We start from the raw sequence: 19,334 nt of genomic DNA, 5'->3' as shown, positions 1-19,334 counted from the left end.
TGTCCGAGCATTCGGAGTTTAGCGCGGGGCCAGTACGTCCCGGTCGAAAGCAGCTAGGCTTCGGGCGGGCATACGATAAGTCCGGTTGATGTCCTGCAAGGGTCAGATTACCGGCGGAACGCGAAGTCGATGCTCTTCAGGCATTTTTTCTTCGGAGTAATATGAGGAGGGGATCTCTTTTGGAAAAAGTGGATATTTTCAAGGACATTGCCGAGCGTACCGGCGGAGACATTTATCTTGGCGTCGTCGGCGCGGTTCGCACGGGGAAATCGACATTTATCAAGCGCTTCATGGAAACAATTGTCCTGCCTAACATCACGAATGAGGCAGATCGGGTAAGAGCTGTGGATGAGCTTCCGCAAAGCGCAGCAGGCAAAACAATTATGACCACTGAACCTAAGTTCGTGCCTAACAACGCAGTCCAAATCAAGGTTGCGGAAGGGCTTGAGGTTAACGTTCGACTGGTAGACTGTGTGGGTTACGCTGTAGAAGGCGCTAAAGGCTACGAGGATGAGAATGGACCACGAATGATCTCTACACCTTGGTTTGAGGAGCCAATTCCTTTTCAGGAAGCGGCAGAAATCGGGACCCGTAAGGTCATCCAGGAGCATTCAACGCTTGGTGTTGTAGTAACAACAGATGGTACGATTGCAGAAATTCCGCGGAACTCGTACGTGGACTCTGAAGAGCGCGTCATTGCAGAGCTGAAGGAAGTGGGTAAGCCATTTGTGCTTGTCATTAACTCCACTCGCCCACGCAGTGAGGAAGCACAGCAGCTCCGTAGCGAGCTAGCCATCAAATACGATATCCCTGTCATGACACTCAGCGCAGCAAACATGACCGAAGAGGATGTAACAGGTGTACTGCGTGAAGTATTGTACGAATTCCCTGTTCATGAGGTAAACGTGAACTTGCCAAGCTGGGTCATGGTGCTTGGAGAGAACCACTGGCTGCGTAGTAGCTATGAGAACTCCGTTCGCGATACGGTAAAAGACATTCGCCGCTTGCGGGATGTTGACCGGCTCGTATCTCAGTTCACAGAGTATGATTTTATCGATAAAGCAGGCCTAAGTGGTATGAACATGGGTCAGGGTGTAGCAGAGATCGATCTGTATGCCCCAGAAGAGCTGTATGATCAGGTTCTGATGGAGGTAGTAGGGGTTGAAATCCGCGGTAAAGATCACTTGCTCCAGCTGATGCAGGAATTCTCACACGCGAAAAGAGAGTACGACCGTTTCTCTGAAGCTTTAGAAATGGTCAAGACTACCGGTTACGGTATTGCTGCTCCTTCACTAGCTGAAATGGCGCTAGATGAACCAGAGCTGATTCGTCAAGGCTCTCGCTTTGGGGTTCGCTTAAAGGCCACCGCACCATCTATTCATATGATTCGTGTTGATGTTGAATCTGAGTTCTCACCAATCATTGGTACAGAGAAACAAAGTGAAGAGTTGGTCCGTTATTTGATGCAGGATTTCGAGAACGACCCGATTAAGATTTGGGAATCCGATATTTTTGGGCGCTCCTTGCATTCCATTGTGAGGGAAGGTATTCAAGGCAAGATCGCGATGATGCCGGATAATGCGCGCTACAAATTGCAAGAAACGCTTGGTCGGATCATCAATGAAGGCTCAGGCGGGCTTATTGCAATTATTCTCTAACTTAAATTTAAGCAGATTGGAAGAGTGGGAGAGATCCCACTCTTTTTATGCGTAAAAATAACGAAACTTGATTCCTAGTTCCTATAATAACGGTGAATCTGACTCAATTTTTTTTCTGAAAAGAAGAATTAACCTGGTCTTATAGGTCTATAAAATTAGATGGCAATTGGACGTTTATGCAAGCATAGATGATAATTTCTACTCCTTTTTTGTCTAACTGCTTGAATTTATGGATGGGCTGTATTACTATAAGTTTGTTGCGCTTCAAGGTCTATGGGCGCCAGTGTTCAGTAATAAACGGGATTATCACGTATATTTTACGTTTAAACGGAAACAGTGTATGATACCGGAAATTTACTCAGGGAGGTGAGAAAACATGAATAAATCTGATTTGATCAATGTAGTTACAGAAGCAACTGAACTTCCCAAGAAGGATGCTACTAAAGCTGTAGATGCGGTTTTCGAAGCAATTACAGAAGCGCTGCAAAGCGGTGATAAAGTACAACTGGTTGGATTCGGAAACTTTGAAGTGCGCGAACGTTCCGCACGTAAAGGCCGTAACCCACAAACTGGTGAAGAAATCGAAATTCCTGCAAGCAAGGTACCGGCATTCAAACCTGGTAAAGCGCTGAAAGACGGAATCAAATAAAGATTTCTACATATCAATCCCATAGTCTTTTTAAGTAACAACTATGCCGCCCTCCAAGGCGGCATTTGTTTTTTGGAATAGCATGGGCTGTACATTAGGTTTAGAGGAGGATCAGCGATGACGGATAAAAATACGAGCGAAAATCCGCTTCCGACAGGTAGCGACTATATTGTGGTTAAGGCCAAAGAAAATGGCGTTCAAGTCATTGGGCTAACTAGAGGTACGGATACACGCTTTCATCATACAGAGAAGCTAGACAAGGGTGAGGTGTTGATTGCCCAATTTACCGATCATACCTCAGCAATGAAAATCCGCGGAAAAGCTGAAATTTTAACGAAACACGGACAATTGGAAAGTGAAAGCTGAAAAGCAGGCATAGCCTGCTTTTTTTCAAAATATAGTAAGGGTGAATGATCATATCCACAAAAAAAGTGGGTACTATGGATAAGGGGGCGTGTCCATGAACAAAGCCTGGTTGATTGGTGCCGTATTACTCTTGACTGCGACCTCTGCTGTTATTTTGCCGAAACTGGCAGACTTAGACTCATCCGTACAGCAGAGAAATGGGACAGTGGAGACTTTTACTGGCAGCCATAACATAGTGCTGGGCAATGACAATCTTGTTGATGTTCTGGGCGCTCTTCCGTTGACCTTATCCATAGATAGCGTTGGCTGGGAAGATCATGTTCTGTCACTGGATCTGAAAGTGAGCGGGAACGATCATGAACCTGAGGAACTCTATCAAAATATGGCTCAGGCCATTTCCTTTGCTATTCAGGAAACCTCGAATGTGGATCAACTTCTACTTCGCATTGTGGTAGAAGATAAATGGCTTGGTAGCCGCCGACTGCTGTTAGCTGGTGATATCAGACGTTTTGAATGGTCTTATACGCTGCAAGATGAACTTCAGTCTGCGGGTAATCTTCCTATATCGGATCGTCTCAAAACGGGCTTCCGCATTAGTGAAACCGAGCTCTGGAAGAAACAGTTCATTTATCCTTGAAAGGATTAAAAGAAACTCAGGCGTACCACAGTGCGTGACAAAAAAACATGTGATATAATAGACAAGATTGTGAACAAACGAATTATTATTATGTCAATGGCTTCGGAGGCTGAAATGAAACCGTACTGCATACCGCAACTGGCTAAACCCTACACCGACTACGACATGATTCAGAAGCATACGGATTTGCCGCCGTTTTCTGATGGCCGGGGTCATTTGTTATATATTTTTCTAAATCATGCTTCTTCTGCAAAAGGAAGTGCCGGAGAGTTGTACACGCTTGTGACAGCGCTTGTTCAACTAGGTCTGGACACGCATGAGGTCATTGACCGTTCGAATGATAGACGGGGGGGAGACCCTATGCGTTCCCGTCAATTGAAGGTACTAGCTGGCGATTACTTTAGCAGCTGGTTTTACCATTTGCTTGCAAAGAGTGATCAGATCGAGATGATTGGAATCTTGAGTAAGGCGATTGCAGATTTCAATGTCTTGAAAGCGAATCTCTACGTGAAGATGAGAGGCATACGCCTTTCGGCTGAACAATACTTGCGGCACATGGTACAGCTGAATATGCGGCTGTTCCTTTCTTTTACGCCTATGATTGAGAACTCCTTAGTGGAGCTGTGGGAAAAACTGCTGGCAGAATTCAGTCAGTGCGAGACCGTTGCTATTGAGCTTCTTCGTAGTGATGATCCTGCGAATGCAGGGAATGGCTATTGCTATTGGAAGATGATGGAGACTGCAACAGAGGAAGAACGTAAGCAACTTCAAGACCTGAACCTTGATCAGAAGGAATGGAAGATGCTAAAAATGAAATATAAATGTGATTCGCAACTGACGGACAAGCTTCATCAGTCGCTTCAGTCTATTCAGGGACTATTGCAAAGCGTTAAAGACGAGAGTTTACTTAGAGAGCTAGAGATCGCGCTGGATCGTTTTCTCCTGCAGATGAAGGTCACAGGACAAGCAGCCGTGGAGGGTTAAGGGATGACTATGGAAAAAACGACAACTGCTGTGGGTGACAACAGCAAACCAAAAGAGCAGTTTGTACATTCCGTATTTGAGAGTATTGCTGGAAAATACGATTTGATGAATGACATCCTAAGCTTTCGCCGCCACAAGGCATGGCGTAAATTCACGATGAAGAAGATGGGGATGAAGCGCGGGGATTCGGCCGTTGACCTATGTTGTGGAACCTGTGATTGGAGCATCGCTTTGGCGGAAGCCTCGCAGACTGGCAATGTAATCGGACTGGATTTCAGTGCAGGTATGCTTGAGGTAGGTCGCCGCAAAGTGGAAGAGCGCAAGCTTCAGGACCGTATTTCGCTGGTGCAGGGCAATGCTATGGAGCTGCCTTTTGAAGACAATGCGTTTGATTATGCAACGATTGGATTCGGACTACGCAATGTGCCAGATCCTGTTCAAGTGCTTAACGAAATGAAGCGGGTAGTAAAACCTGGTGGAATGGTTGTATGTTTGGAGCTATCCAAGCCGATGAAACAGCCGTTTAAAGGTGTATATTTCTTTTATTTCCAGCGTGTACTTCCATTGCTTGGTAAGTTATTCGCGAAAAGGTACGAGCAATACAAATGGCTGCCAGAATCATTGGCAATGTTCCCAGACCGGGAGCAACTGGCCACTATTTTCCGTGAAACCGGACTTCAAAAAGTGGAATCCTTCCCCTTGACCGGAGGCATCGCGGCATTACATATTGGGCTCAAGGAGAACAGGAATGTTTAAGAAAATCGGTATCTTTTTACAAATGATTAAGTTTGAACATACGGTATTTGCTTTACCCTTTGCCTTTATGGGTGCTTTACTGGGATCTGTTGTCATGAATGATAGCCTCCCATCCTGGAGTCAAATTGGCTGGATTGTAATCGCTATGTTTGGAGCACGAAGTGCAGCTATGGGATTGAATCGATTGATAGACCGAATCAGTGATGCTAAGAATCCACGCACAGCGGGAAGAGCGATTCCTGCAGGGTTACTTAAGATCGGTGAAGTTGTCATTTTTATAGGCATTTCGTTTTTCTTGCTCTTTTGGGCAGCCTTTAAATTGAATCCTTTGTCAGCTAAGCTGTTACCTATCGCTGTATTCCTTCTTGTTATTTATTCATTCACTAAGCGCTTTACATGGGCATGCCATCTTATCCTCGGCCTTACCATTGCGCTTGCACCGCTGGGCGGCTGGGTAGCTGTGACCGGTAGTGTGAATTGGACTTCAATGGTATTTTACTTCACAATTGTGTTTTGGACGGCTGGTTTTGATGTTATATACTCTTGTCAGGATGTTGAATTTGATCTTAAAGAAGGCTTAAAATCCATTCCAGTGCGATTTGGGGTCCAAGGTGCACTCGTTATTGCTCGTGTGTTTCACATTCTTACGGCGATTGGATTCGTATCGCTGCTGTTTTTGACGGATTTAAGCTGGTGGTATGTGGCTGGTATGATCCTCGCATATATTATTCTCTTTTATGAGCATTATATTGTATCTCCGAGTGATCTCAGTCGTTTACAGACCGCTTTTTTCACTATGAACGGCGTGCTAAGCATCGTGGTGTTCTCTTTCACTCTGATTGACTTGGTGGTGCATTTCAAAAAATGACGCTTACTAAATCGAAAAACTTCGTGGTAGGAATTACAGGGGCAAGCGGTGCTATTTATGGTATTCGTCTGATCGAAACGTTGCTATCGCTAGGCTACTCCGTTCATTTGGTAGTAAGTAATGCGGGCTGGCGCGTTTTTAAAGAAGAACTAGGTTATATCGCATCAGACCGGGAAGGCTTTTTGAACGAAAAGTTCAAAGGCTATCCCGGTTCTCTACTTTATCATCCTGTCGCTGATATCGGTGCATCTATTGCAAGTGGTTCGTTTCGTGTGGAAGGGATGATTATTATGCCTTGTTCCATGGGAACATTGTCTGCGGTTGCTAATGGAACCTCCGACAATCTGATGACTCGTGCTGCTGATGTTATGCTTAAGGAAGGACGTCCACTGGTCCTTGTTCCTCGTGAGACACCTCTGCATGCTATTCATCTTGAGAATATGTTGAAGCTGTCCCGTCTGGGGGTTCGGATCATTCCGGCAATGCCGGCGTTTTACTTTGGGCCACAAAGTATGGATGATCTGATTAATTTCATGGTGGGTAAAGTGCTTGACAGCTTTAATATTGAACATCAATTATTTCGCAGATGGGGGGATTGAAAGGATGGAGAATAACAGCCACACCATCATAGGCAAAATCAGCTATACTAACTCATGGCCGGTATTTCACAATTTTCATCCCTCTGCACTGAAATATCCGGCAGAGATGGTGAGTGAGGTACCTGCCATTCTTAATCAGGGGATGAGTCGTGGAACGATTCATGTGGGTGCATTATCCTCTTTTGCGTATGCTGAAGCCAGTGATAAGTTATTGCTGTTACCTGATTTATCGGTAAGTGCGGACGGTCCTGTGAGGTCTATTTTTCTTTTTTCTCGAGTGCCTCTTGCACAGATAGGTACAGGTACGATTGCTGTTACGAACACTTCTGCAACATCGGTAAATTTGCTGAAAATTTTAATGGAAAAGGCTTTTGGCAATAAACCAGAATATATTAGCGCTAATCCTGATTTGGATGCTATGATGCATCAAGCAGATGCCTGCTTACTCATTGGTGATCATGCGATTAAAGCCTCTTGGCAGGATCAAGGGTATATCGTTACGGATCTGGCGGAGCTTTGGAAAGAATGGACGGGCTTAGGGATGACCTTTGCGGTCTGGGCAGTGAATCGAAAAGCTGCGAATGACAAACCGGAAGCCATTGCGGAGATTGCAGAAGCTTTTGCTGAGAGTAAACTGCGGGGATTAAGTGATTTAGATCCTATAGTACTTGCAGCCTGTTCGACAATTGGAGGAACTAAGTCTTATTGGGAAGGGTACTTTCGCAATTTAAGCTATGATTTTGGAGAAAGGCAGCAGAAAGGTCTGAACCTCTATTTCCGCTATGCCTATGAGATGGGTCTGCTGCCGCAGGCAGTGAAGATGGAGATTTGGAGTCATAAACTGTTGACACGGGTGAAGGAATGAAACGACTGCAAATATTCGGATTACTGAACAGAGACATGGATCAGATTGAAAAAGATTTGTACCGTAGCGTACAGGGTGATGACGACCTACTAACCGAGACTTCTCTGCATTTATTAAAAGCTGGCGGTAAAAGATTGCGTCCCGTATTTGTTTTGATGGGTGGGAAATTTGGAAAGTATGATCTTGAGAAGCTGAAGCGTGTGGCGATACCGCTAGAACTAATTCATAGCGCTTCACTAGTTCACGATGATGTCATTGACGATGCAGAACTGCGCCGAGGTGAACTTACTGTTAAGGCCAAATGGGGCGATAAAATTGCCATGTACACCGGTGACTACATATATGCGAAAGCACTGGTGATGACGACGGAGCTGAAGAATCCGCGAATTCATCAGATTTTGTCCAAGGCTATGATTGAAATGTCGATCGGTGAGATGGAGCAGATTCGTGACTTCTTCAACAGTGAGCAAAGTGTGCGTCATTACCTGCGGCGGATTCGCCGTAAAACAGCGCTGTTGATTGCAGTCAGTTGCCAATTAGGTGCACTTGCTGCTGATGCTGAACCAGAGGTGGCTCGTCTACTTTATAATTATGGATACAATGTAGGGATGGCTTTCCAGATTCGTGATGATTTACTTGACCTCTCAGGCACCGAAAAACAAATCGGTAAACCTCCAGGTAGTGATATGCGGCAAGGGAACATCACCCTTCCTGTCATTTATAGCCTGGAGGATGAAAGATTGCGAGCTCCGCTTCTTGAGGAGTTGAAGTCTATTCGTGAAGGGAACAGCACAGTAGGGCGTGCTATTGATCTTATTCTTTCTGGAGACGGAATTGTCCGTTCCGAGGAGCTGGCTTCGCGATATATCGCGAAGGCACTTGCTGCACTAGATCAGTTGCCTAACAACAAGACTAAGCGTAATCTGCGCGATATTGCCTTTTTTGTAACAGGTAGAGCTTATTAGTATTTTGGTGATCATGAAATTAAACGTTTCCAGAAAGCTCGGTTTCTGTTAAGATAGCGTCAAAACAACCCAACTAATGGGAAATTGGAGAGTGCCTCTATGGAAAAGACGTATCTGATGGTCAAACCGGATGGAGTACAACGTGGATTAATTGGGCGTATTGTCTCACGCTTTGAAGATAAGGGCTTTAAGCTGGTCGCTGCAAAGCTGATTACAGTTAGTGAAGACCAAGCAAAAAGACATTATGCGGAGCATGCTAGTAAGGACTTTTTTGGAGAGTTGGTTTCTTTTATAACTTCAGGTCCAGTGTTTGCAATGGTATGGGAAGGCGATGATGTAGTAGCATTATCCCGTACGCTCATTGGTAAGACGAAAGTAGGAGAAGCCTTGCCGGGTACGATTCGAGGCGACTTTGCCAGCCATACACCGCTTAATTTAATTCATGGATCAGACTCGCCTGAAAGTGCAGAACGAGAAATTGCTAATTTCTTTACTCCAGATGAATTGAATCTTTATAACAAAGAGATCGCAGTCTGGATGTAGGAGCCAAGCGGGAGGCGGGGGATTAACATGTCTGATCGTAATGTTGCAGCATTAACAGCAGATTCTGATTATATCGGGTTTATTCATCATGTTAAGCAAAGCACCGGAATTGATCTGGCTCAGTATAAAGAAGCGCAGATGAAGCGGCGTTTAACGACTCTTCGTGTGAAGAATGGATATCAAACCTTTAGTGATTTTTTTGCCGCAATGATGAAGGACAAGGAATTATTTTATGAATTTTTGGACCGAATGACGATTAATGTCTCCGAGTTTTGGCGGAATCCGAATCGGTGGGAAGTACTGCGAGATATCATTCTTCCTGACATACAACAATCTGGTCGCAGATTGAAACTGTGGAGCGCTGCATGTTCCACTGGAGAAGAGCCATATACGCTGGCTATGATTTTATCGGATAAGAATTTATTGGGACAGACTGGCATTCTGGCTACGGATATTGACGACGGTGCGCTTTCCAAAGCAAAGCAAGGTTTGTATCTGGAACGTTCTTTAAAGGATGTGCCTAAGGATGTTGCTGATCGTTATTTTAAACCCGAGGGTCATTTATTCAAAGTTAGCGACACGCTTAAGAAAAACATAGATTTCCGTAAACAGAACCTACTGCTGGACAAGTTCGATGAGGGTTTTGATCTTATCATTTGTCGCAATGTAATGATTTATTTTACTGAAGGGGCGAAGAATAAGCTCTACCATAAGTTCTCGGCTAGTTTACGTCCAGGCGGGTATTTGTTTGTAGGTAGTACAGAGCAGATCTTTACGCCAGCGCAATATGGCTTTGAATCGACGGAAACCTTTTTCTATCGTAAAAAATAAATACTTCTTGCTCCTTCGTCTGTGTACTTTTATAGGTATACTTTCGCTATCGTTCAGTGATACTGGGTAGTAGAATCTGTAAGCTAAGCGAAAGGATCGTTAAACCGATGGACAAAAGCAAGGTCATTGCCGCGTACAAACGAGGCTTTATTACCGTTCGTGAGTGCGGGCAAATTCTCGGTGTAGAAGAAATGCAATTGAAGCGCCTTCTGCAACTGGAAGAGCGTAAGTCTACATTTCCTTCAACAAGTCAGCGGATCGGAAGCTAACAAGTGCCGGACCGAGCCGAGGAGCGCCATTCATACTCTTTAGAGTATGAATGGCGCTTTTTCTTTACACAAAAACCAATTCATTTTGTCGCGAATAGAGTCGTTTTAGGGAGATCCCTTTCTTGTCAAAGAGGATTGCCTATACTATAATGAGCAAAGATCATTAGGATTTTAGCGGTTTACAGTTTAAAAGTATAAAAGGGGGAACGCAGCATGAGTTTGCGCTATTTAACAGCGGGGGAAACGCACGGCCCCCAGCTTACGGCCATTATTGAGGGATTGCCAAGTAATTTGACATTGGATTTTGAAGAGCTTAATTTTCAATTGCAGCGTCGACAAAAGGGTTATGGACGTGGACGTCGCATGCAGATTGAGAAAGATACGGCACAAATTGTAGGTGGAGTGCGTCATGGCTATACTACAGGTGCTCCAGTAGCCTTGGTAGTAGAGAATAAAGACTGGACCCACTGGAAGAACATCATGAATATCGAGCCTATTCCTGGCAGTGACGAAGAAAAACGCCGCGTAAATCGGCCGCGTCCTGGCCATGCAGACCTGAACGGCGGATTGAAGTACAACCATACGGATCTTCGTAACGTACTGGAGCGCTCCAGTGCTCGCGAAACAGCAGCCAGAGTCGCATGTGGCGCTGTAGCCAGACAGCTGCTTGCAGCTTTTGGCGTGAAGGTAGCAGGGCAAGTTATTCGTATCGGTGAAATTGAAGCGCCTGCTAACGATCTGCCTATCGATGAGCTGATTGAGCGGACAGAACAGTCCTCTGTTAGAGTTGTCGACAAAGAAACGGAACAGAAGATGGAGGCTTACATAGATCAGATTAAGGAAGAGGGCGACTCCATCGGTGGAATCGTTGAATGTATCGTCGAAGGACTTCCTATCGGACTTGGCAGTTATGTACAGTCTGATCGGAAGCTTGACGGAGCAATCGCTGGGGCGGTAATGTCGATTAATGCATTCAAAGGCGTTGAAATTGGCATTGGGTTTGAAGCTGGCAAATTGCGTGGATCGCAAGTCCATGATGAAATTATGTATGAAGCTTCTAAAGGATACTACCGTGCAAGTAATCGCTTAGGTGGTTTTGAAGGTGGTATGACTAACGGCATGCCCGTTGTAGTACGCGGTGTCATGAAGCCGATCCCTACCCTTTATAAACCGCTTCAAAGTGTAGATATTGACACGAAAGAACCATTTACAGCGCAAGTTGAACGCTCCGATGCTTGTGCAGTTCCAGCGGCGTGTGTTGTTCTGGAAAACGTAGTGGCTTGGGAAATCGCAATAGCATTCCTTGATAAATTCGGTGGCGACTCACTGGAAGAAATTAAAGCAAACTATGAAAATTACCTATCACAGCTGGAGAGCTACTAATTATGCGTACTATTAATGTAGATTTGGGCGACCGCTCGTATCCTATTCTTATCGGTAGTGGTTTACTAAAGGACATCGCCCATTATTGTGCTGAGGCCGGATTTTCGGAGCGTAGTCCACTGTTAGTAGTGAGTGATACTGAAGTAGCGCCAAGGTACTTGCCGGCTCTTGAAGAAGGTTTACGTTCTCACGGCTATACTGTGGTTAGTCACATAATGACGGCAGGTGAAGCCTCTAAATCATTAGCCGTGTATGAAGAAGTCATGACAACCGCGATTCAAGCAGGATTAGACCGCAATTCAGCAGTTTTAGCTTTAGGCGGCGGCGTGGTTGGCGATTTAGCAGGATTTGTAGCAGCAACCTATATGCGTGGAATCGGCTTTCTGCAAATACCGACGACGATCCTAGCTCATGATAGTAGTGTAGGTGGTAAAGTGGCGGTCAATCATCCATTAGCCAAAAATATGATAGGGGCTTTCTATCAACCGTCAATGGTACTCTACGATTTGGATACACTAAGTACTCTTCCAGCACGGCAAGTGTCATCAGGTCTGGCTGAAGTGGTAAAGCACGGTCTCCTCGTGGACAAAGAGTTCGCATATTGGTGTCGTGATCATGCCGAAGAGCTGCTAGAGCTGAATGTCGAAGCCTTAGGTTATGCTTTAGAGCGTGGCTGTGCAATTAAGGCAGATGTAGTGGCGAATGATGAGCGTGAGCATGGACTTCGAGCGATATTGAACCTCGGACATACGATCGGACATGCCATTGAAGCAGTTGGTGGGTATGGGGTGTTTCTGCACGGAGAAGCGATTGCGATTGGGATGGCGGGTTCAGCGCTATTGGCTGCGAAGCTTGGGCGGGATACTTCCATTTATGAGGACACTGTATCTATGCTGACCGCGCTGTCACTGCCTGTACGGCTTCCTTCCGAGTATGATGAAGATGAACTGATGGACGCTATGATGCATGATAAGAAATTCAAGGAAGGCAAGATGACCTTTATCGTGCCTGATTCCATAGGCTCTGTAAGCATTGTGAACGATGTGCAGGAGTCACTTGTGCGAGAGGTTCTCGCAGAGCTTAAGAAGGAGGGAAGACCGTGGTAAACCGAGGAATTCGCGGAGCAACAACCGTGACTAAGAACGAAGAGGCAGAGATTTTACGTGAGACCGTTATATTGCTGCGGGAGATCGTAGAACGTAATGATGTTATAGCTGAGAATATAAGCAATGTATGGATTACGATGACCAATGATCTGGATGCTACTTTTCCTGCAAGAGCTATTCGTGAGATTGAAGGCTGGGAAATGGTTCCACTTATGTGTTCAACGGAAATCCCGGTTAAAGGAAGCTTGCCGATGTGTATCCGGTTGATGGTACAGATTAATACGGATAAATCGCAGCGTGAGATACGCCACGTTTATCTGAATGAGGCTCAGAAGCTACGTCCGGATTTATCAGAGAGCAAGTCTTAAATTATAGTTGTGGGTTGTCAATGACCCTCGTCATCATGTATAGTGTAGTTAGCCGAGTATAGAAGAGTTTAGTTTAGTTGAGATGAGTATAGTTGAGCAGAGTGCGAGAAGTTTTTTAGATTAGCATGTATCGTGTAAGCAGAGTCTTTATTTTGATATGCACTGAAGTCATTTATCAGTGATATATCTTATTTAGGGATAAGTCTGTAAACACTACATAATTATGCTAATCCATGCTCAAAAACATATACTTACTTACACAAACCCTCTACTTCGGTAGAGGGTTTTTTTGTATTTCGGAACCATTCATATATCTAAGGGGGCATCTAACAATGACGAATCCAAGTGTTCAAGAGGTGGTAAAGCTGTCGCGGGATTATAATCTGATTCCTGTTGTAAAGCGACTGCTCGCGGATATGGAAACACCTATCCGATTATTCCAACGTTTCGCTGAACGTGATCGCGCGTTCTTACTTGAAAGTGTAGAGGGTGGAAAACAATGGGCACGGTATTCGTTCATCGGTAGCGATCCCTTTTTGATGATATCCGGTAAAAAGGGTGCAATTAACGTTGAAGTCGGCGGAGAGAAGAAGCAACTATACGGAAAGCCGATTGAGGAGCTTAAAGCGTTACTTCGTTCATACCGTAGTCCTAAGCTTGACGAAATGCCTCCATTTACTGGAGGGGCTATCGGATTTTTCGGATATGATCTGCTGCAATATTATGAGAAGTTACCTCAGCATCCTGTGGATGATCTCCAAATGGATGATATAAGATTTATGTTTTGCGATCGGATCATTGTTTTTGACCATGTGAAGCAACAGATTCTGCTTGTTGGTAACCTGCATGTAAAAGACGGAGATACAGATTCGGATATCAGATCCAATTATGAAAGCCTGAGTCGTAAGTTGGAGGCTATGGCCGAAGATCTGCAAAAAGAAGGCCCTAAGGAAAATGTGAATCGTCGCAGCATTCCGCAGGATATCGAGCTTGGAGAGATTCATTCTAATCTCACTAAAGAGCAGTACATCAACAATGTAGAACAGGCGAAGGAATATATTCGCTCAGGCGATATTTTTCAAGTGGTATTGTCACAGCGGTTGCATATTGAAACGGAAGTTTCTCCATTGCATGTATACCGGATGCTCAGAACTCTTAACCCCTCTCCTTATATGTACTATTTGAAAATGGACGAGGAGATTATTGTTGGCACTTCACCTGAAGCACTCGTAAAGGTAGATGGAAATCGTGTGGAGACACGGCCGATTGCTGGAACTAGACCAAGGGGTGACAGTGAAGCAGCAGACCGGGCGTTTGCTGCGGAGCTCTTGGAGGATGAAAAAGAACGTGCGGAACATCTGATGCTTGTTGATCTGGGTCGTAATGATCTAGGGAGAGTATCCAAATTTGGTTCAGTAAAATGTGATTCCTTTATGGAGATTGAAAGATACTCCCATGTCATGCACATGGTATCGAATGTGTCAGGCACGCTCAGTGAGGATAAAGATTTCTTTGATGCCTTTCTCTCCTGTCTGCCTGCCGGAACGGTTTCTGGGGCACCGAAGCTGCGAGCTATGGAGATTATAGCAGAGCTGGAAAAAGAAGCTCGAGGTGCTTATGCCGGAGCAATTGGATATTTAGGGTTCTCAGGAAACATGGATTCTTGTATCACCATTCGTACCATCATCTTCCGGAAAGGTCGTGCGTACGTACAGGCCGGAGCAGGTATCGTTTGGGATTCGGTTCCCGAGAAAGAGTATGAAGAAACGGTGAATAAGGCGAAGGGCATGCTGAAAGCTATTCGTATGGCAGAAGCTATGTTTCCATCCGAAGTGAAAGAGAAACAAGTTATCAACCAAGATTATATGTACGAATATACCCCTGAACAAGTGGTTTGATTTAAATAGTAACTCATTAAGGCTGGGAGGAAGAACATTATGGATGCAACGAATTTAATTCAATCAGGAATCGCCGGACTAATCGAAGGCAAGAATCTGACACGTACAGAAGCACGGGATATAATGGGTGCTATAATGCTAGGAGATGCTTCACAAGCGCAAATCGGTTCACTGCTGACCGCTTTACGAATTAAAGGAGAAACCGTGGAGGAGATTACGGGTTTTGCAGAAGCTATGAGAGGGTTCGGCACATCCGTACTGACTGATCGCGCACGCTTGTTAGATACTTGTGGTACGGGCGGTTCCGGCATCCATAAATTTAATATTTCAACCGCCTCTGCGATTATTTCATCAGCGGCTTCTGTAAGAGTTGCCAAGCATGGAAATCGCTCTGCTTCAGGCAGAGCGGGAAGTGCGGATGTACTTGAAGCCCTTGGCGTAAACATTCATCTGAATGCAGACCAAGCCAGAGAATGTCTGGATCGTATCGGCATTTGCTTTTTATTCGCACAAATTTATCATCCTTCGATGCGGCATGCAGCAGCTCCTCGCAAAGAGCTTGGTGTACGTACGATCTTCAATATGCTGGGTCCTCTTACGAATCCCGCTGGGGCAGACCGTCAGCTCCTAGGGATTTATGACCGAAATAAGACGGAGACGGTGGCTAATGTACTGAAGGAGCTGGGTTCCAAGCGCGCAATGGTTGTAAGCAGTTCGGATGGTCTGGACGAGATCAGCATCTCTGCCTCTACATTAGTGTCTGAACTAAAAGAGGGTGTAGTGACCACTTATGAAATTACTCCGGAGGGATTAGGTCTTAACAGACATCCACTTGAAGCTGTTTTGGGTGGAGACGCAGCAGAGAACGCAGCAATTATTACCTCTGTGCTCCAAGGTGAGATTAATCCCTACCGAGATATCGTGTTAGCTAATGCAGGAGCATGTATATATGTTGCGGGTCTGGCAGATACCATGGCCGGAGGCGTCGAGAAAGCTAAAGAAGTAGTGGATTCGGGTAAGGCATTATCCAAGCTGAAACAGCTTGTTGTGATGACGGAGGAGCTTAATTATGTATCTTGATAAAATTGTCGCTACAAAGATCAAAGAGGTGGAGGCGCTCAGTAATAGCTTTTCTCTAGCTAAAGCTGAACGTGATATAGCAGCACTCCCTCAGACTAGAGGCTTTCGTAAGGCTTTGACCCAGGGGAAGAACAGGGATATGGGTTTGATTGCGGAGGTAAAAAAGGCATCCCCTTCAAAAGGGCTGATTCGTGAAGATTTCGATCCTGTTTCCATTGCAAAAGGTTATGAAGCGGGCGGCGCTGATTGTTTATCTGTTTTGACGGATACAGATTATTTTCAGGGCAGCGCTGCTTACTTGCAGCACGTGAAAGAAGCTGTAAATCTGCCGCTGCTACGCAAAGATTTTATTATCGATGAGAAACAGATTTATGAAGCGCGTATTCTTGGAGCAGATGCGGTGTTGTTAATCGTTGCTATTTTGACACCGGATAAACTGTCTCATTTTATAGAAATAGCTACTGGGCTTGGAATGGATGTATTAATCGAAGTTCATGATCGGAATGAGCTTGCGTTGGTATTAAGTACAGACAGGATAACACATCCTAATATTCTGCTGGGTATTAATAATCGTAATCTGCGTACCTTTGAGACGTCCTTAGAGACAACGGCAGAGCTGGCAGCACTAGTACCTCAAGGGGTTCCTGTGATCAGTGAAAGCGGAATTGCAGGGCCAAGTGATATTGACTACTTAAGAACGACTGGCGCTCACGGGGTCCTCGTAGGGGAATATCTAATGCGTCAAGCTAATGTAGAAGAAGCGGTAAATGGATTGCTAGGAATGCTTCCAAATGGAAAGGACCGTGTCCGGCATGGCTGAGACATTGGTAAAAATCTGTGGACTTCAGGACGTTGAAGTGCTAAAATCTATGTTACACTTACCACTAGATTATATTGGATTTGTATTCGCTCCTAGTCGTCGCAGGGTTACTCTGGAGCGTGCTTCCGAACTGATTGCTGAACTTCCGCAATGGAAGACTAGTGAAAAACCTAAAGCTGCTGGGGTTTTTGTTAATCCAGAGCTGGATGAGCTGAGCGAACTGCTCTCCGTTGTGTCACTAGATGTCATTCAGCTACATGGGCAGGAAAGTCCAGCCTTTTGTCAAAAGGTTCAGCAAGCTTTCCCACACGTTCAGGTGTGGAAGGCATTGTCTGTTGCTGATAAAGAGTGTGATGACGCTGATAACAAATATACATTGGAACAATACGCAGGCTTCGTTGATGCTGTATTGTTAGATACTTATGATCCTCAGCAGAGCGGCGGCTCTGGGCGCACGTTCGCTTGGGAGAGGTTGCCTGATTATCAGGAAATCGCGCTACGAAATGGTTTGCCGTTATTTGTGGCTGGCGGACTTCATCCTAATAACGTAGGAGAGTTGCTAGATACTTATGCTCCGTACGGAGTAGACGTATCTAGTGGAGTAGAGAGTGAAGGCGTTAAAGATATTATTAAAATGACAGCTTTTGTGGAAAGGGTGAAGCAATCATGACACAAGTACCGGACCAGCATGGACGTTTCGGTTCATTCGGAGGGCGCTTCGTGCCCGAAACTTTGATGACTGCATTGATTGAGCTGGAGGAAGCCTATGAGAAGTATTCGGCAGACCCTGCTTTTCAAGAAGAAATAGATTATCTATTAAAGCAATATTCCGGACGGGAGACCCCACTGTATTATGCGGAACGTCTAAGTAAACATCTGGGAGAAGCAAAAATATATTTGAAGCGTGAAGATTTGAATCATACAGGTGCTCATAAGATTAACAATGCGATTGGTCAGGGAATTCTGGCTAAAATGATGGGTAAAACCAAGGTGATCGCCGAGACTGGAGCTGGTCAGCATGGTGTAGCTACTGCTACGGTTGCAGCCCTACTTGGTATGGAATGTAAAGTGTTTATGGGGGAAGAGGATACTCGTCGCCAGGCACTCAATGTATTCCGTATGAAGCTGCTTGGTGCTGAGGTGATTCCCGTTACGTCCGGATCGCGTACCTTAAAAGATGCCGGCAACGAAGCGCTTCGCTACTGGGTTAGTAATGTGGAAGATACTTTTTACATTCTCGGTTCTGCCGTAGGCCCACATCCTTATCCGATGATGGTTCGTAATTTTCAGCGGGTTATTGGTGATGAAACGCGGCGCCAGATTCTGGAGGCTGAAGGAAGACTGCCGGATGTGCTTGTTGCTGCAGTAGGTGGCGGTAGTAATGCTATCGGCATGTTCTATCCATTCGTAGAGGATAAAGGTGTCGGTATGATTGGTGTTGAGGCAGCAGGCAAGGGAATTGACACACCATTTCATGCGGCGACGATGAGCAAGGGGACTCATGGCGTATTCCAGGGTTCGATGAGTTACCTTCTGCAGGATGAACATGGTCAAGTAACAGAGGCTCATTCCATCTCCGCAGGTCTGGATTATCCAGGCGTAGGTCCTGAACACTCCTATTTAAAAGATATCGAACGCGCAAAATATGTTCCGATTACGGATGCAGAGGCGCTTGATGCACTGAAGCTGCTATGTGTAACGGAAGGTATTATTCCAGCTTTGGAGTCAGCACATGCGATAGCCCATGTAGTGAAGATGGGTCCAACCCTTACCAAGGATGATATTGTTGTTATCTGCCTGTCAGGCCGGGGAGACAAAGATGTGGAATCGATCATGGCGTACACAGAAGGGAAGGGAAACGAATGACAACCGAAACTACAAACCGGATGGATTTGGTATTCCGGAAGCTTAAAGCTGAAGAACGGACGGCATTAATTCCTTTTCTGACGGTTGGAGACCCTGATCTGGAGACTACGCTTGCCATCATCGCAGAACTGGAGGCGGCAGGTGCAGACATTTTGGAGCTGGGAGTACCTTACTCTGATCCGCTAGCAGATGGCCCTGTCATTCAGCGAGCGTCTGCACGAGCTCTGCGGGGGGAGGTTCACCTGCGTACCTGTATGGAGACCGCGTTAAAAGCTCGTCAAGCCGGAAGCAGCTTGCCCTTTATTTTGTTTTCCTATTACAATCCTATCCTGCAAATGGGGCTGGATACATTTTTCGCAGAACTGAATGCTCATGAGATTAGTGGTCTTATTATTCCAGATCTTCCTGTCGAGGAATCAGAGGAGATGCGTCGCCGCAGTAGTGAAGTTGGCGTTAATCTCATTCCACTAGTTGCACCGACCTCAAGTGAACGTATTGCGAAGATTGTCTCAGGTGCGAGTGGGTTTATCTATTGTGTATCCTCGTTAGGTGTGACAGGGGAACGATCCACTTTCCATGCTGATGTAGAGGCGTTTATTGATTCCGTGCGTCAAGCTACGGATCTGCCGGTGGCTGTAGGATTTGGGATCTCAACTGGCGAACAGGTTGCCCGCTTTGCTCAGATTTGCGATGGCGTGGTAGTAGGTAGTGCGATTGTTCGTAAAATAGAAGAGGTCATTCCGCTGCTCGATAATCCCGCTACACGGAATGAGGGGCTGTTGCAAATTCGAGAATTTGTGGCACAATTAAAAAGACCATAACA

General features: G+C 45.5%; 22 protein-coding genes. All 22 read left to right on the top strand.

The window, feature by feature from the left end:
* Positions 1 to 179: 179 nt before the first annotated feature.
* The 22 genes from spoIVA (at position 180) to trpA (ending at position 19,332) form a co-directional block, all read left to right on the top strand.
* Positions 180 to 1,658, top strand: a complete 1,479-nt coding sequence (gene spoIVA, locus MKY19_RS21060; RefSeq protein WP_042129583.1) for a stage IV sporulation protein A — start codon at positions 180 to 182, stop codon at positions 1,656 to 1,658.
* A 376-nt stretch (positions 1,659 to 2,034) separates the two neighbouring features.
* Positions 2,035 to 2,307 carry an HU family DNA-binding protein gene (locus MKY19_RS21055; RefSeq protein ID WP_036676223.1) on the top strand — a complete coding sequence of 91 codons (273 nt, stop codon included), beginning with the start codon at positions 2,035 to 2,037 and terminating at the stop codon, positions 2,305 to 2,307.
* Positions 2,308 to 2,424: 117 nt separating this feature from the next.
* Positions 2,425 to 2,673, top strand: coding sequence for a trp RNA-binding attenuation protein MtrB (mtrB, locus tag MKY19_RS21050; RefSeq protein ID WP_042190204.1), 249 nt, complete (start codon positions 2,425 to 2,427; stop codon positions 2,671 to 2,673).
* Positions 2,674 to 2,767: 94 nt separating this feature from the next.
* Positions 2,768 to 3,310, top strand: coding sequence for a hypothetical protein (locus MKY19_RS21045; RefSeq protein WP_339266187.1), 543 nt, complete (start codon positions 2,768 to 2,770; stop codon positions 3,308 to 3,310).
* A 30-nt stretch (positions 3,311 to 3,340) separates the two neighbouring features.
* Positions 3,341 to 4,294, top strand: coding sequence for a heptaprenyl diphosphate synthase component 1 (locus MKY19_RS21040; protein ID WP_231573320.1), 954 nt, complete (start codon positions 3,341 to 3,343; stop codon positions 4,292 to 4,294).
* Between the two features lie 3 nt (positions 4,295 to 4,297).
* Positions 4,298 to 5,050, top strand: a complete 753-nt coding sequence (locus MKY19_RS21035) for a demethylmenaquinone methyltransferase (protein ID WP_143764070.1) — start codon at positions 4,298 to 4,300, stop codon at positions 5,048 to 5,050.
* Entirely contained in the window at positions 5,043 to 5,918 is an 876-nt protein-coding gene (locus tag MKY19_RS21030; RefSeq protein WP_042190197.1) for a UbiA-like polyprenyltransferase, read from the top strand. Before MKY19_RS21035 ends, MKY19_RS21030 begins: the two co-directional genes overlap by 8 nt.
* Positions 5,915 to 6,517, top strand: coding sequence for a flavin prenyltransferase UbiX (locus MKY19_RS21025; protein WP_339797447.1), 603 nt, complete (start codon positions 5,915 to 5,917; stop codon positions 6,515 to 6,517). Before MKY19_RS21030 ends, MKY19_RS21025 begins: the two co-directional genes overlap by 4 nt.
* Before the next feature lie 4 nt (positions 6,518 to 6,521).
* Positions 6,522 to 7,382 (top strand): menaquinone biosynthesis protein, encoded by an 861-nt coding sequence (locus MKY19_RS21020; RefSeq protein WP_076299575.1) that lies wholly within the window; start codon positions 6,522 to 6,524, stop codon positions 7,380 to 7,382.
* Positions 7,379 to 8,347, top strand: coding sequence for a polyprenyl synthetase family protein (locus MKY19_RS21015; protein WP_339797444.1), 969 nt, complete (start codon positions 7,379 to 7,381; stop codon positions 8,345 to 8,347). Before MKY19_RS21020 ends, MKY19_RS21015 begins: the two co-directional genes overlap by 4 nt.
* 99 nt (positions 8,348 to 8,446) lie before the next feature.
* On the top strand, positions 8,447 to 8,890 hold the full coding sequence (ndk, locus tag MKY19_RS21010; protein WP_339797441.1) for a nucleoside-diphosphate kinase: 444 nt from the start codon (positions 8,447 to 8,449) through the stop codon (positions 8,888 to 8,890).
* Between the two features lie 27 nt (positions 8,891 to 8,917).
* A complete protein-coding gene (locus tag MKY19_RS21005) occupies positions 8,918 to 9,721 on the top strand; it encodes a protein-glutamate O-methyltransferase CheR (RefSeq protein ID WP_339797438.1) in 804 nt (267 codons plus the stop codon).
* Positions 9,722 to 9,828: 107 nt separating this feature from the next.
* A complete protein-coding gene (locus MKY19_RS21000; RefSeq protein ID WP_170880309.1) occupies positions 9,829 to 9,990 on the top strand; it encodes a hypothetical protein in 162 nt (53 codons plus the stop codon).
* A 213-nt stretch (positions 9,991 to 10,203) separates the two neighbouring features.
* Positions 10,204 to 11,373: a chorismate synthase gene (aroC, locus tag MKY19_RS20995; protein WP_339797435.1), complete on the top strand. Its 1,170-nt coding sequence runs from the start codon at positions 10,204 to 10,206 to the stop codon at positions 11,371 to 11,373.
* Between the two features lie 2 nt (positions 11,374 to 11,375).
* A complete protein-coding gene (gene aroB, locus MKY19_RS20990; protein WP_339242713.1) occupies positions 11,376 to 12,479 on the top strand; it encodes a 3-dehydroquinate synthase in 1,104 nt (367 codons plus the stop codon).
* The gene (gene aroH, locus MKY19_RS20985; protein WP_042190180.1) at positions 12,473 to 12,847 is read left to right on the top strand and encodes a chorismate mutase; all 375 of its coding nucleotides are present in this window, start codon (positions 12,473 to 12,475) and stop codon (positions 12,845 to 12,847) included. The genes aroB and aroH overlap by 7 nt, the downstream gene beginning before the upstream one ends.
* 332 nt (positions 12,848 to 13,179) lie before the next feature.
* Positions 13,180 to 14,745, top strand: a complete 1,566-nt coding sequence (trpE, locus tag MKY19_RS20980; RefSeq protein ID WP_339266181.1) for an anthranilate synthase component I — start codon at positions 13,180 to 13,182, stop codon at positions 14,743 to 14,745.
* Between the two features lie 39 nt (positions 14,746 to 14,784).
* Positions 14,785 to 15,825 carry an anthranilate phosphoribosyltransferase gene (gene trpD / locus MKY19_RS20975; protein ID WP_339266179.1) on the top strand — a complete coding sequence of 347 codons (1,041 nt, stop codon included), beginning with the start codon at positions 14,785 to 14,787 and terminating at the stop codon, positions 15,823 to 15,825.
* A complete protein-coding gene (gene trpC / locus MKY19_RS20970) occupies positions 15,815 to 16,645 on the top strand; it encodes an indole-3-glycerol phosphate synthase TrpC (RefSeq protein WP_339797430.1) in 831 nt (276 codons plus the stop codon). Before trpD ends, trpC begins: the two co-directional genes overlap by 11 nt.
* The gene (locus tag MKY19_RS20965) at positions 16,638 to 17,315 is read left to right on the top strand and encodes a phosphoribosylanthranilate isomerase (RefSeq protein ID WP_339266175.1); all 678 of its coding nucleotides are present in this window, start codon (positions 16,638 to 16,640) and stop codon (positions 17,313 to 17,315) included. The genes trpC and MKY19_RS20965 overlap by 8 nt, the downstream gene beginning before the upstream one ends.
* Entirely contained in the window at positions 17,312 to 18,511 is a 1,200-nt protein-coding gene (trpB, locus tag MKY19_RS20960) for a tryptophan synthase subunit beta (RefSeq protein WP_042190170.1), read from the top strand. Before MKY19_RS20965 ends, trpB begins: the two co-directional genes overlap by 4 nt.
* Positions 18,508 to 19,332, top strand: a complete 825-nt coding sequence (gene trpA, locus MKY19_RS20955) for a tryptophan synthase subunit alpha (protein ID WP_042190168.1) — start codon at positions 18,508 to 18,510, stop codon at positions 19,330 to 19,332. Before trpB ends, trpA begins: the two co-directional genes overlap by 4 nt.
* Positions 19,333 to 19,334 lie beyond the last annotated feature (2 nt).

Origin of the sequence: Paenibacillus sp. FSL R5-0744 (genome assembly GCF_037972555.1) — a bacterium.
Taxonomy (GTDB): domain Bacteria; phylum Bacillota; class Bacilli; order Paenibacillales; family Paenibacillaceae; genus Paenibacillus_AQ.
This window is presented reverse-complemented; position numbering and strand designations above follow the sequence as displayed.

Excerpts from the sequence above, each read along its gene's own strand:
- MKY19_RS21055 (WP_036676223.1), top strand. The coding sequence starts at position 2,035 with ATGAATAAATCTGATTTGATCAATGTAGTTACAGAAGCAACTGAACTT.
- mtrB (WP_042190204.1), top strand. The coding sequence starts at position 2,425 with ATGACGGATAAAAATACGAGCGAAAATCCGCTTCCGACAGGTAGCGAC.
- MKY19_RS21045 (WP_339266187.1), top strand. The coding sequence starts at position 2,768 with ATGAACAAAGCCTGGTTGATTGGTGCCGTATTACTCTTGACTGCGACC.
- MKY19_RS21035 (WP_143764070.1), top strand. The coding sequence starts at position 4,298 with ATGACTATGGAAAAAACGACAACTGCTGTGGGTGACAACAGCAAACCA.
- MKY19_RS21030 (WP_042190197.1), top strand. The coding sequence starts at position 5,043 with ATGTTTAAGAAAATCGGTATCTTTTTACAAATGATTAAGTTTGAACAT.
- MKY19_RS21025 (WP_339797447.1), top strand. The coding sequence starts at position 5,915 with ATGACGCTTACTAAATCGAAAAACTTCGTGGTAGGAATTACAGGGGCA.
- MKY19_RS21020 (WP_076299575.1), top strand. The coding sequence starts at position 6,522 with ATGGAGAATAACAGCCACACCATCATAGGCAAAATCAGCTATACTAAC.
- MKY19_RS21015 (WP_339797444.1), top strand. The coding sequence starts at position 7,379 with ATGAAACGACTGCAAATATTCGGATTACTGAACAGAGACATGGATCAG.
- ndk (WP_339797441.1), top strand. The coding sequence starts at position 8,447 with ATGGAAAAGACGTATCTGATGGTCAAACCGGATGGAGTACAACGTGGA.
- MKY19_RS21005 (WP_339797438.1), top strand. The coding sequence starts at position 8,918 with ATGTCTGATCGTAATGTTGCAGCATTAACAGCAGATTCTGATTATATC.
- MKY19_RS21000 (WP_170880309.1), top strand. The coding sequence starts at position 9,829 with ATGGACAAAAGCAAGGTCATTGCCGCGTACAAACGAGGCTTTATTACC.
- aroC (WP_339797435.1), top strand. The coding sequence starts at position 10,204 with ATGAGTTTGCGCTATTTAACAGCGGGGGAAACGCACGGCCCCCAGCTT.
- aroB (WP_339242713.1), top strand. The coding sequence starts at position 11,376 with ATGCGTACTATTAATGTAGATTTGGGCGACCGCTCGTATCCTATTCTT.
- trpE (WP_339266181.1), top strand. The coding sequence starts at position 13,180 with ATGACGAATCCAAGTGTTCAAGAGGTGGTAAAGCTGTCGCGGGATTAT.
- trpD (WP_339266179.1), top strand. The coding sequence starts at position 14,785 with ATGGATGCAACGAATTTAATTCAATCAGGAATCGCCGGACTAATCGAA.
- trpC (WP_339797430.1), top strand. The coding sequence starts at position 15,815 with ATGTATCTTGATAAAATTGTCGCTACAAAGATCAAAGAGGTGGAGGCG.
- MKY19_RS20965 (WP_339266175.1), top strand. The coding sequence starts at position 16,638 with ATGGCTGAGACATTGGTAAAAATCTGTGGACTTCAGGACGTTGAAGTG.
- trpB (WP_042190170.1), top strand. The coding sequence starts at position 17,312 with ATGACACAAGTACCGGACCAGCATGGACGTTTCGGTTCATTCGGAGGG.
- trpA (WP_042190168.1), top strand. The coding sequence starts at position 18,508 with ATGACAACCGAAACTACAAACCGGATGGATTTGGTATTCCGGAAGCTT.